Below are 12,295 nucleotides of genomic sequence, written 5' to 3'. Positions count from 1 at the left end.
CAAATATGTATGGAACATATTTGAATGGCTTTAGCCAGTTGCGTAGCAATGAAGTGCACGGATGTACTTCATAAATAAACTTAAGTGGCGACGACCTGAATAATTACGCACAAAAAAAGCCCCTGAATTAGTAATAAGTCAGGGGCTCAAATACTTAATTTAGTCTCTTTTTAATAAGGTAAGTTTTAATCAGTAAACTTAAGAAGCAGTAAACTCAGGGTAAGCTTCTAAGCCACAGTCATGTAAGTCCATACCTGTTTCTTCTTCTTCGGCAGTAACTCGAATTCCCATTGTTGCTTTAATAACAGCCCAAACGATCCATGAAGCGGCAAATACAAAACCAAAGATAACTGCTGCACCATATAGCTGGCTAGCGAAAGACGCGCCGTCATTACTAAGAGGAACAACCAGTAAACCAAACAGACCACAAACGCCATGTACTGATAATGCGCCCACAGGATCATCCAGTTTTAATTTATCAAAAGTAATAATGCTGTAAACGACAATCACGCCTGCAACTGCGCCAATAGCGGCTGCAAACAGTGGAGTAGGAGATAGAGGATCAGCTGTGATTGCCACTAAGCCCGCTAATGCACCATTTAAAATCATAGTTAAATCCGCTTTACCCCATTTCAGCTTGCTTACTATTAATGCAGCAATCGCACCTGTTGCAGCCGCCGCATTGGTATTGACAAAGATAAGACCTACAGCCGTCGCATTTTCAGCATCTGAAAGAAGTAATTGCGAACCACCGTTAAAGCCAAACCAGCCCATCCATAAAATAAATGTACCTAATGTTGCCAGCGGCATATTTGAACCCGGAATAGGGTGAACTGAACCATCTTTACCGTATTTACCTCTACGTGCACCAAGTAACATTACCGCAGACAGTGCAGCTGCTGCGCCTGCCATATGAACGATACCAGAGCCTGCAAAGTCACTAAAACCAGCTTCACTAAGGAAACCACCGCCCCAAGTCCAGTAACCTTCTAGTGGATAGATGAACCCGGTTAAAAACACAGAAAAAATTAAAAATGCCCAAAGTTTCATACGCTCAGCAACTGCACCAGATACAATTGACATTGCTGTTGCCACGAAAACCACTTGGAAGAAAAAATCAGACTCTAATGAGTGATCCGCACCTTCAGCTTGACTGCCAATTAATCCACCTAATGAAGGTAACCATCCGCCGGCGCTATTATCAACGTACATAATGTTATAACCAACTAATAAAAACATGGTACAGGCAATCGCATATAGCACCACATTCTTGGTTAAAATTTCAGTAGTATTTTTAGAGCGAACTAAACCCGCTTCTAACATGGCAAATCCTGCTGCCATCCACATAACTAAGACACCTGATATTAAGAAATAAAAGGTATCGAGCGCAAATCTAAGTTCTATTACTGTGTTTTCCATAATAATTCCCTTTTACAAACATTAAACCAAATTAAAGTGCTTCGTCATCAAGCTCACCGGTACGAATACGTACAACTTGTTCAAGAGATTGAATAAAGATTTTTCCATCACCGACTTTCCCTGTATTGGCAGCCGTAGTAATAGCTTCAACTAAACGATCTACATCTTCATCTTTCACTGCAATTTCTAATTTTACTTTTGGCAAAAAATCAACTTGATATTCAGCACCGCGATACAGCTCGGTATGCCCTTTTTGACGACCAAAACCTTTAACTTCCGAAACAGTTACACCTGCAATCCCCGCATTCATAATCGCTTCTCTTACTTCATCTAACTTAAATGGTTTAATTATTGCGGTTAACATTTTCATGGTAATCCCCTTATATATTTAAAATAAAATCAAATATTCTCTATGCCGATAAAACAAAACTAATACCTGCTTGATGGCACTAATCTCTGTACTTACCCATATAATTACAATTACCATGCCATAAAATTAAACCCTTAACATACAAAGAGTTACATAAAACACTAAGAATACAGACCGCCCAACGCACCATATCAGTGCAAAACTTACCCGGCTTATGCACCGAAACAAACCATCAATTTGAAAACAGATAGAACTTTTATAAAGCGGCTATGACTGCCCCCTTAAATTAATTGTTATTCGCTTTACAGAGCAATTTAAGTTGATAAATTCTTTAGCTCCCCTAGAAAACAATAGGGCATCTGCTATAGTGCATAACAATTTTTATCATATATGCCCAAACCACTTGGGTATAACAACTCAAAGGTAAACTCCATGAAAAAAATAAGCCTACTGCTTATCACTTTCGTTCTAAGTTTTAATGTTATTGCGACTCCGCGTGTTATCCCCAATGCTCCCGCAATTGCAGCAAAAGGTTACTTGTTAATAGACTTTGATTCAGGAAAAGTGCTTGCAGAAAATAATAGTGAAAAAACCTTGGCACCTGCGAGCTTAACTAAGATGATGACCAGTTACATCATTGGCCAAGAGATCAAATCGGGTAATTTAAACCTGACCGACAAAGTGACAATCTCAGAGAAAGCATGGTCAAAAAACTTCCCTGACTCTTCTAAGATGTTTATCGAAGTGGGTAAAGAGGTAACGGTTGAAGATCTTAACCGCGGCATTATCGTGCAATCAGGTAATGATGCCTGTGTTGCAATGGCTGAGCATATTGCCGGCAGTGAAGATGCGTTTGCTGATTTGATGAACTCATGGGCCCTACAGCTAGGCATGAATAATACTCATTTTGTTAATAGCCACGGTTTACACTCAAACGAGCATTACACCACAGCGCAAGATATGGCAATTTTAGCAAAGGCATTAATTTCAGATGTGCCTGATGAATACCGTGTTTACAGTGAAAAATCATTTAAATACAACGGTATTGTTCAATATAACCGTAACGGCCTATTATGGGATAAAAGCTTAAATGTAGATGGAATAAAAACAGGTCATACCGATGCGGCAGGTTACAGCCTTGTCTCGTCGGCAACAAAAGATGGCATGCGCTTAATCAGTGTAGTGATGGGCACAAAATCTGAAACGTCGCGTAAAGTTGAAAGTAAAAAATTACTTAACTGGGGTTTCCGCTTTTTTGAAACTATTACCCCATACAACGCCGGCGATCAACTTGCTAATGAGCGCATCTGGATGGGCTCTCAAGAGATGATCCGCTTAGGTGTTGCGGTAAATACGCCGATTACACTACCTCGCGGGCAGGCTAAAAATTTAAAAGCAGATTTCATTATCGAAGATGAGTTGCGCGCGCCAATTAAAAAAGGCGATAAAGTTGGTGAAGTACATTACATCATTAATGATGAGTCGATTGCCACTTATGACTTAATCGCTTTAGAAACGGTCGAGGAAGGCGGTTTATTCAGTCGTTTGATTGATTACATCAAATTATTATTTATCGGTTGGTTTGCTTAATTCAATCCCCATATAATAAATACCACAAGTAATAAAGTGAGGCTTTTGCCTCACTTTTTCATTTAGCCTTCATTACTAACCCTTGGAGTTTCAGATGGCATTAAATACCAAATTTGACGAGCTTTTAGAGTTCCCATGCACTTTTGCATTTAAAGTGATGGGCATTGCCGACCCCCAAATGGTGCAGGATGTAATCGCTGTTATTCAAAGACATGCACCGGGCGATTATGCACCAAAGATAAAACCTAGCTCAAAAGGAACTTATCATTCATTAAGCATTCCCGTAACCGTCACCAGTAAAGAGCATATTGAAACAATTTACACCGAATTAAATGATCTTGAGCTGGTTCGTTATATTCTTTGATTAGTAGATAAATTAGATGACCGCTATTGATAAACAGCTTCATGTACGTTACTTAGGTTTACAACCCTATTTAGAAACGTGGCAAAAAATGAGTGATTTCACACAGCAACGTGACGAAAGTTCGGTGGATGAAATCTGGTTGGTTGAACACCCGGCTGTTTTTACACAAGGCAGTGCTGGTAAAGCGGAACATCTGTTACAACAAACAAATATTCCTATCGTAAAAAGCGATCGAGGTGGACAAATCACCTATCACGCGCCCGGGCAGTTAATTGCTTATCTGTTAATTGATATCCGCCGTAAAGATTTTAATGTGCGCACGTTAGTTTCCATTATTGAACAGAGTATTATCAACTTATTAGCAGATTATAAAGTGAGCGCCCTTGCTAAACAGGAGGCGCCGGGCGTTTATGTCAATGGTAAAAAAATCGCCTCATTAGGACTAAAAATTCGTAAAGGATGCTCTTTTCATGGCCTGGCTTTAAATGTTGATATGGATTTATCTCCTTTTTTACAAATTAATCCTTGTGGTTATGCGGGGCTGGAAATGACACAATGCAAGAATGAAGGGATCGGACTTTCAGTAAAGCAATTAGCACCGTTATTAATTGAAAAACTGAACAAACAACTAAATTATTCACAGATAGAGAGTTTTTTTCATGAGCAATAAACCAAGTCAATTAACCGCAGGTGAAAAACTGCGTGATGCCGATAAACTTTCTCATATTCCAATTAAAGTGATCCCATCAGATAAAAGTAAGGTTTTAAAAAAACCATCGTGGATGAAAATCAAGCTTAAAGCAGATAATTCACGGGTTAATGAAATTAAAGCGGCCCTGCGTAAAAACAAACTTCATTCAGTATGTGAAGAGGCATCCTGTCCGAATCTTAATGAGTGTTTTAATCACGGCACCGCAACCTTTATGATTTTAGGTGACATTTGTACTCGCCGATGCCCTTTCTGCGATGTTGGTCATGGAAAACCGCTTGCTCCTGATGCAAACGAACCGAAAAAATTGGCTGAAACAATCAAAGATATGCAGCTTAAATATGTAGTGATCACTTCAGTTGACAGAGATGATCTGCGTGATGGTGGTGCACAGCATTTTGCCGACTGTATTCGTGAAATCCGCCTGTTAAACCCTGCGATAAAAATTGAAATTTTAGTACCTGATTTTAAAGGACGTATGGATAAAGCATTAGCTTGTTTTGAAAATGACCTGCCTGATGTGTTTAACCACAATTTAGAAACTGCACCGCATCTATACAAACAAGTGCGTCCAGGAGCCGATTACAAATGGTCGCTACAACTGCTTAAAAAATTCAAAGAACAGCACCCGGAAATTCCGACCAAATCAGGTTTAATGATGGGGTTAGGTGAAACGAACGATGAGATTGAACAAGTCATTCAAGATTTAGGCAATCATGGCGTCACTATGCTCACCTTAGGACAATACTTACAACCAAGCCCGCATCACTTAGCCGTTGAGCGTTACGTGCCACCAGCAGAGTTTGATGAACTTGGTAAAAAAGCCAAGGCGATCGGTTTTGACCATGCTGCCTGTGGTCCTTTTGTCCGCTCTTCATACCATGCTGACTTACAAGCATCGGGTGAAGAAGTTAAATAAATCCCATCTCAGTAAAATAAAAAAGACCGCATAAATTGCGGTCTTTTTATATCAATCAGTGTAGCTAAGCACAGCTGCATCCTTGAAAACATAAATTCTATCTAACGCTCATTTCCTCGTTCCCACGCTCTGCGTGGTAATGTAAATACCGCGCGGATTATTTTAAGCTTTCGCTTGAAGCGGTTGGTTTAACTTTTCCTCGTTCCCACGCTCTGCGTGGTAACGAAGTAACCACTCTAGACTCGCTGATTCGCACATAACAAATAAAAACTAACGGCCTTTCATTGCGCCCATCATATCCCACATCGGCGTGAAAATACCGAGCGCTAAAATCAATACCATCCCAGCAACAATTGAGATTAATATCGGCTCGATTTTAGCAGTCATATTTTTCAACTCGTAATCCACTTCCCGTTCATAAAAATCAGCTGATTCATTAAGTAACTCATCAACTTGACCTGTTTCTTCACCTACAGCAATCATCTGTAAAACCAAAGGGGTAAACAAAGCCGCTGAGGTGGCTGTTTTTAGTAGCGTTTCTCCCGATTCAATGCCTGCCCGCATGGCTAACATTTTTTCTTGTAAAAAATTATTATCTACCGCATAGGCGACCAAATATAAGGCATTATTCAAGGGTACCCCGGCACTTAACATCATCGCAAAACTACGCGAAAAACGCGCTAATAAAGAGCGTTCAATAACACTGCCGATAATGGGAATACGTAACTTCCATTTATCCCACAAATACGCGCCTTTCTCCGAGCCAAGCCAAATTTTAATAGAAACAAAAGTTACAATTAAAGCCGCCAAGATATAAGACCAGTAATTCACAAAAAAGGACGATGTAGCCAGAAGTACCTGAGTGGTCCAAGGCAGTTCCGCGTGAAATTTTGCAAACATATTGGCAAAAGTTGGAATAACATAAATATTCAAAATAACCATTGCCACAGCCAATGCCATTAAAACAAAACTCGGATAACGCATTGCACTTTTAACCCGTTTACGCGTTTCCACTTCCAGCTCCAGGTATTCAGATAACTGCAGAAAGATTCGATCTAATTGACCGGTATTTTCTCCCACTTGTATCAGCGACACATACAATTGAGAAAAAACACGGGGATGAGAGCTCATAGCGGCTGAAAGGGAATAACCATTGTGCATGCGCTCCAATACATCGTATAAAGCGTCACTCAGCAACTTCGAGTGTGTTGAATCTGCAAGGCCATTTAAAGCTCGTAAAATGGGAATACCCGCTTTTGTTAATGAGTATATTTGACGCGTAAATACAATTAAATCAGGGAGTTTGATATGTGAAGCAAATATGCTGGAAAGATCAATCGCTTGCCCGCCAGCTATTTTTTCTTTTACCTCTATCGGCAAAACTCCTTTCCTCATTACCAGATCAACAGCTAAATCTTTTGAGATCGCCTCAAGCTCACCTTTAACGGTATTACCTTGGTTATCGCGTCCTATGTACTTAAATAATGGCATTATTCAACAAAACCTAATGGCGAGGAATGCGCTTTACTTTTCTGCTCATCAAGAGGTGCAAGTGTTAAGCCTGAATCGCTTGAGTCTTCTGTTTTTGAGAGTTGCAGTTCAATTTCATCATGGTGTTTCTTTACTTTTTCAAAACGATCTACTAATTTAAAGACCTCTTCTAATGAGGTAATCCCCTGCTTTGCATACTCCAGCGCAGCTAATGCAAGTGGTTTAAAATACCTTGATTTTTTAGCTGCAATAGCGAAACCATCGGTATCATCTAAGCGTAATGCCGATACCATCTGTTCATCGATTTCCAATAACTCAAACACCCCGATACGACCACGATAACCTGTAAATTGGCAACGCTGGCAACCAAGTGCCGAATGAAAGTGGGTGTGCTGCAGGTTTTCATCACTTAATTGCTCAAGTAAAACTTGTTGTTCAAGTCCAGCAGGTGCACTAGTTTTACAATTTTCACATAAACGGCGCACTAAACGTTGTGCAATCACCGCACGTAACGCACTGCCGACCAGATATCCAGGTGCGCCCATATCTAATAAGCGCAAGGTACTGCTGATGGCATCATTAGTATGTAGTGTTGAAAGTACTAAATGCCCCGTTAATGCGCCACGTATACCAATTTCCATAGTTTCATTATCACGCATCTCCCCCACTAATAAAATATCGGGATCTTGACGAAGCGCTGAACGTAATACCGTCGAAAAGTCTAAACCAATCTTACTATTAACCTGCACTTGATTAACACGTGCTAATCGGTACTCAACGGGATCTTCTACAGTAATTATTTTTTTGCCCGGTAAGTTCAAGGTGCTCAGTGATGTATATAAGGTGGTCGTTTTACCACTACCTGTTGGACCAGTCACAAGAATCATGCCATTCGGACGCTTAAGCTGTAACTCTAAGCGTTCTTGCAAATGAGCTGGAAGACCTATCTCTTGAAAAGATAAAACACCTGCTGATTGATCCAGTAAACGCATTACCATAGATTCACCTTCTTGAATCGGCATGGTAGAAACACGGATATCAATACTGCGCCCTTTAATTTTGATATTAAAGCGCCCGTCTTGTGGTATACGTTTTTCAGAAATATCTAATTTCGCCATTAATTTAAGACGTAATACCAATGCGCTTGCGATACCGCTTTCAGGTAGTAACGTTTCTTGTAAAACACCGTCAACACGCTGCCTTATGCGTAACACATTTTCATCGGGTTCAATATGAATATCCGAAGCCCCGACCTGAACCGCATCTTCAAACAGCGACTGGATCAGTTTAGCAACGGTTGCATCAGAACCTTCACCACCGATATCTAAGCTTGCGCCTGCATCAAATGCGGAGCTCTCACCATGCTCTTCACTTAATTTAAAGGCAAATGAGGCAATCTCTTTAGTGCGGCGGTATACACGATCAAACGACTCAATTAATTGATCTTCTCGCGCAATCATCAGCTCAAAGGGGCGACCATTTAATAATCTACCTAAAACGTCTAAGCTGTGTAAATCTGCAGGATCGGAAACAACTAAGGTAATTATTTCACCGTTATCATGAATCGCTAACGCACGCAGACGGCGCGCATGCACTTCCGGAATTAACTGCACCGCATTATGGTCAATTTTAACTTTCAGCAGATCTACAATTTTTATATCTAACTGCCGAGATAAGAAAGTTAAGATCTGCTCTTCACTGATATAACCTAAATGAATCAGAGTTGCGCCTAATTTAAGACCTAACTGACGCTGCTCTTTTAATGCATTGGCTAATTGAGCTTCGCTGATCAACTGCTCTTCAACCAGTAAATCACCTAATCGCTTTTTTAATTGCGGTTTCATAGCATTCCTTACTTTTGATCTAAATAAGTTAGACGTTGATTAATATAAGCTTTTGCTTTTGATGAAAGATCGGTTTGTAATAAAGCGTTTTTATAGCTGCTAACCGCAAGACCTGTTTTCTCCTGCTTATCTTGTGCAATTGCTAATGACATTCTCCAGCGCCCATTATTCGGGCGTTGTGAAAGTAAACTTGTATACAACTGCTCTGATTGTTCATACTTTTTGAATTTTTGTGCCAATACCGCATGACTGACGTAATAGTCTAAATTACCTTCAACTTTAGGCGGATGTTGCTCAAGATAGAGATAAGCTTTTTGCTGATCACCCGCTTTTAATGCTATACGCGATAACATTAAATTGAAGTCGGGATAATCGGGTGAAACTAATGCCCCTTTTTTTAATAAACGGCTAGCTTTATCAACATCCCCCTGCCCGTAATAATAAAGTGCCAGTGATTTACGCAGATCATTTAGATTAGGTAATAAAGTGAGTGCTTGCAGCCTTTTTTTTGCGGCCAACTCAAAACCACCTTTAGCCTGTGCTTTATCCGCCTCTTTAAGATGAATTTGTGCAAGTTGTGCTTTGCTTAATTGCGCTGTTTTAATCTCTAAATGTTTCTTTCCATTATCCTGATTTTTTACTGAAGAGGACGTTTTTGAAGAGGTTTTCTTTGCTGAAACTGTTTTTCCAGAAACCGCTTTAGGTGCGACTGCTGCTGCCTTCACGTTATCCTGATTAGAGCTTGTTTTTTTCTGTTTTTTAGCTTTAACCTGCGCTTTCACAGTTTTGAGTTCATTAGTTGCAGATATTTTCTGTTGAACTGGCTGGGCTGTAACGGTTTCTACGCTAGACTCTTCTAATAAACCAGTAGTTGCCGCCTTTGCCGGAGAAACTAGGCTAACACCCGATTTAATCACTTGAATTTCAGTTTCTTTGGCTGCTTGCTCCTGGGTAAAAATAAGGTAAGAAAGCCCTAAAGATGAAGCTAGTAGTAATGCGATTAGCAGCAAAAGAAGAGCCTTTTGTTTACCTTTCTTTTCCGGCATATAAGCTAAAATCGGTTGTTCTTGTTGTACTTGCTGAAAGTCTTGATGCATTTTATTGATAATACTCATAACAACCCTTTCCACCACAATAACAAAACCGCGTTTAACAATACAAATGAGCACAATACCACCCACCAATATTTGAGTTTTTGCACTGGGTAAGCATCCTCTGTATCTTTGATCGCCTGATGAACCAGTTTACTGGTGATTTGATAATGCTGTTGCCCATAACTTATCATCAGAATTTTGTGGCACAAGACATTAATTAAACGCGGGATACCACGGCTAGCCTGGCTTATTTTACGACACACTTTGCGGTTAAATAACAATGCCCCCCGATAACCCGCTTGCTTTAAACGTTGCGTAATATAATGCTCTATCTCTTTTTCCGATAACGCGCGTAACTGGTAAGAAAAGGTGATCCGCTGGCGTAATTGACGTAGTTTTGTTTCAGCAAGACGCACATCTAATTCTGGTTGAGCAAATAAAACCACTTGTAATAACTTTTGTGATTCTGTTTCTAAATTAGAAAACAGTCGCAATGCTTCTAATGTAGAGTCAGGCAGTGCCTGCGCTTCATCAACTAATACCAGCACTTTTTTCCCTTGATCAAGCAGGGTTAATAGACGGGTTTTAATCAAACCTGTTAATAAAAACTGATCATCAAAATTTTCTTTTTGCACACCTATTTTATCAGCTAATGCACAACGCAACTCATGAGCAGTCAGGTAAGGGTTATCAATATTACAAATCAGGTACTGCTCAGAAATCTCCTGTTGCAGTTTATTACATAACAAAGTTTTCCCCGTGCCGACTTCGCCGGTTATTTTTAAAATACCCTCCCCCAAAGAAAGCGCCGTAGTGATCACTTGTAGCGCTTCTTTATGGGGAATAAAATCAATATAAAAACGGGGATCCGCTGTTAATGAAAAAGGCGCTTTTTCCAGTCCAAAATGTTTTAAATAGATCATTGTGATGGGTACCACTTTTCAACTAATTCCGATGATTTTTGAATCTCTTGTTTCCAAGTATTCTGTTTTATCACCTGTGGTTTTACTAAGATAATCAGTTCCGTTTTAAAATTCTGTTTTGCTCGATTAGTAAACAGTTCTCCTAACCAGGGAATATCACCCAATAACGGGGTTTTAGAGATCAGATCTTTTTCAATGGTTTTCATTAAACCACCAATCACAATCACATCCCCTGATTGCGCTTTTACAACGGTATCTGATTCTCGAACGTCACTCTTCGCAACCGGAATAGTCAAATCACCACTAGAGCTGGCACCAAAACTGATGGTTTTTAACTGCTCTTCGATATCAATAATCGCAGGATGAATATGTAGTAAAACTGTGTCATCGTCATTAATTTTAGGAGTCACATCGACGGAAATACCCGAGAAAAAGGGTGTTAATTCGACATTCGGGGTAGAAGTTGTTGCCGTACCCGTTACCGTCGTTGTTGAAACATCGGTTACAAAATACTCATCACCACCAACCTTAATTACCGCTTTTTGATTGTTCATTGCTGTTATACGCGGTTTGGATAAAACATTCGCATCACCTTGTGTTTCTAACAGCGAAATCACAGCACTAAATGAGCCGTTGGTAATGGTTAATGCGCCACCACCACCAATCGTATTTTGAATAAGGCTGTCAGCTATTTTATGTACACTGTTAAATAGCAGATCGGTGCTATTAATCGTATCACCGACATCACTCCAACTTATGCCTTGTTGGTATTCATCATTTAATGTCACTTCAATAAGCTGTATTTCTAAAATAACCTGGCGATTTAAATTGTCGGTTTCTTTTTCTAAAAAGTCTCGTACTTCGCGAATCTCATCCGGGTAAGCTCGAATAGTAACCACCCCAGACATTGGGCTGATAATAACATCCCGGCCCGCCTTGTTTTTTAATAGTTTATTTATTTTCGTTTCTAAATAAGCCCAGTAGTTAGTGCTGGTCACTGTCACTATTTCAGTGCCATCCTCTAAACTGTTTGATGAGAACTCACCGGTAAATTCTTTATCATTAGTGGCAGCTGAACTTGATCTTGAACTTGAGCTATCAGAATCTGAATCTGAATCATCGTCTTCATCCTGTGTGCTTAAATGCCCGGCTAAGACACTTGTTCGCGATCCTCCCATACGGTTCATAAACAGGTAATCAAGGGTGAAACTCGCAACACGCATGCCTGATGGGTAAATATGGTAAACACGCCCTTTTAATTTAATTTCATAACCAAACATATCTTCAATAACACGTAACGCTTCAGCTAATGTCACCTGTTTTAATGAAAGCGTGATCTCACCTTGCACATCAGGGTGAATGGCAACACTGTACGCAGAATCATTGATTAAAGAGGCAAAAAAGACAGCGGCATCAACATCTCTTGCTGAAATATTCAAACGTTTTTCTTCAACCTCAAGCACTTCAGATTGCTGCGATAAATCTGCATATAACTCAGCTTCAATATCCTCAGGCAAAATCAGCTCTTCCACCTGTTTATTCAGATTTGTTTGTAATATCGCTTTTTGCTCT

General features: G+C 39.9%; 11 protein-coding genes. 4 read left to right on the top strand and 7 right to left on the bottom strand.

The features are described from left to right. Window positions 1–198: 198 nt before the first annotated feature. Window positions 199–1,419, bottom strand: coding sequence for an ammonium transporter (locus tag AC4GME_RS12905; protein WP_490375519.1), 1,221 nt, complete (start codon window positions 1,417–1,419; stop codon window positions 199–201). A 31-nt stretch (window positions 1,420–1,450) separates the two neighbouring features. Then, on the bottom strand, window positions 1,451–1,789 hold the full coding sequence (locus AC4GME_RS12900) for a P-II family nitrogen regulator (protein WP_490375520.1): 339 nt from the start codon (window positions 1,787–1,789) through the stop codon (window positions 1,451–1,453). Between the two features lie 432 nt (window positions 1,790–2,221). On the opposite strand from AC4GME_RS12900, the gene AC4GME_RS12895 reads away from it, so the two are divergent. The 4 genes from AC4GME_RS12895 (at window position 2,222) to lipA (ending at window position 5,371) form a co-directional block, all read left to right on the top strand. Further along, on the top strand, window positions 2,222–3,379 hold the full coding sequence (locus AC4GME_RS12895; protein ID WP_490375521.1) for a serine hydrolase: 1,158 nt from the start codon (window positions 2,222–2,224) through the stop codon (window positions 3,377–3,379). A 94-nt stretch (window positions 3,380–3,473) separates the two neighbouring features. Next, window positions 3,474–3,743 carry a DUF493 family protein YbeD gene (gene ybeD, locus AC4GME_RS12890; RefSeq protein WP_490375522.1) on the top strand — a complete coding sequence of 90 codons (270 nt, stop codon included), beginning with the start codon at window positions 3,474–3,476 and terminating at the stop codon, window positions 3,741–3,743. Between the two features lie 16 nt (window positions 3,744–3,759). After that, a complete protein-coding gene (gene lipB, locus AC4GME_RS12885) occupies window positions 3,760–4,413 on the top strand; it encodes a lipoyl(octanoyl) transferase LipB (RefSeq protein WP_490375523.1) in 654 nt (217 codons plus the stop codon). Continuing rightward, the gene (lipA, locus tag AC4GME_RS12880) at window positions 4,403–5,371 is read left to right on the top strand and encodes a lipoyl synthase (RefSeq protein ID WP_490375524.1); all 969 of its coding nucleotides are present in this window, start codon (window positions 4,403–4,405) and stop codon (window positions 5,369–5,371) included. Before lipB ends, lipA begins: the two co-directional genes overlap by 11 nt. A gap of 270 nt (window positions 5,372–5,641) precedes the next feature. On the opposite strand, the gene AC4GME_RS12875 is transcribed toward lipA, so the two are convergent. The 5 genes from AC4GME_RS12875 to mshL all read right to left on the bottom strand — a co-directional run. Beyond that, window positions 5,642–6,862 carry a type II secretion system F family protein gene (locus tag AC4GME_RS12875; RefSeq protein ID WP_490375525.1) on the bottom strand — a complete coding sequence of 407 codons (1,221 nt, stop codon included), beginning with the start codon at window positions 6,860–6,862 and terminating at the stop codon, window positions 5,642–5,644. Then, a complete protein-coding gene (locus AC4GME_RS12870; protein ID WP_490375526.1) occupies window positions 6,862–8,706 on the bottom strand; it encodes a GspE/PulE family protein in 1,845 nt (614 codons plus the stop codon). Before AC4GME_RS12870 ends, AC4GME_RS12875 begins: the two co-directional genes overlap by 1 nt. A gap of 8 nt (window positions 8,707–8,714) precedes the next feature. Beyond that, window positions 8,715–9,821 carry a tetratricopeptide repeat protein gene (locus tag AC4GME_RS12865; RefSeq protein ID WP_490375527.1) on the bottom strand — a complete coding sequence of 369 codons (1,107 nt, stop codon included), beginning with the start codon at window positions 9,819–9,821 and terminating at the stop codon, window positions 8,715–8,717. Beyond that, window positions 9,818–10,723: an ExeA family protein gene (locus AC4GME_RS12860; protein ID WP_490375528.1), complete on the bottom strand. Its 906-nt coding sequence runs from the start codon at window positions 10,721–10,723 to the stop codon at window positions 9,818–9,820. The genes AC4GME_RS12865 and AC4GME_RS12860 overlap by 4 nt, the downstream gene beginning before the upstream one ends. Then, a partial coding sequence (gene mshL, locus AC4GME_RS12855) for a pilus (MSHA type) biogenesis protein MshL (protein WP_490379525.1) occupies window positions 10,720–12,295 on the bottom strand: 1,576 nt, incomplete at its 5' end. The genes AC4GME_RS12860 and mshL, both read right to left, overlap by 4 nt.

The organism is Psychromonas sp., assembly GCF_983033635.1.
This window is presented reverse-complemented; position numbering and strand designations above follow the sequence as displayed.

Coding starts and splice junctions, on each gene's coding strand:
- AC4GME_RS12905 (WP_490375519.1), bottom strand. CDS start 1,419: ATGGAAAACACAGTAATAGAACTTAGATTTGCGCTCGATACCTTTTAT.
- AC4GME_RS12900 (WP_490375520.1), bottom strand. CDS start 1,789: ATGAAAATGTTAACCGCAATAATTAAACCATTTAAGTTAGATGAAGTA.
- AC4GME_RS12895 (WP_490375521.1), top strand. CDS start 2,222: ATGAAAAAAATAAGCCTACTGCTTATCACTTTCGTTCTAAGTTTTAAT.
- ybeD (WP_490375522.1), top strand. CDS start 3,474: ATGGCATTAAATACCAAATTTGACGAGCTTTTAGAGTTCCCATGCACT.
- lipB (WP_490375523.1), top strand. CDS start 3,760: ATGACCGCTATTGATAAACAGCTTCATGTACGTTACTTAGGTTTACAA.
- lipA (WP_490375524.1), top strand. CDS start 4,403: ATGAGCAATAAACCAAGTCAATTAACCGCAGGTGAAAAACTGCGTGAT.
- AC4GME_RS12875 (WP_490375525.1), bottom strand. CDS start 6,862: ATGCCATTATTTAAGTACATAGGACGCGATAACCAAGGTAATACCGTT.
- AC4GME_RS12870 (WP_490375526.1), bottom strand. CDS start 8,706: ATGAAACCGCAATTAAAAAAGCGATTAGGTGATTTACTGGTTGAAGAG.
- AC4GME_RS12865 (WP_490375527.1), bottom strand. CDS start 9,821: ATGAGTATTATCAATAAAATGCATCAAGACTTTCAGCAAGTACAACAA.
- AC4GME_RS12860 (WP_490375528.1), bottom strand. CDS start 10,723: ATGATCTATTTAAAACATTTTGGACTGGAAAAAGCGCCTTTTTCATTA.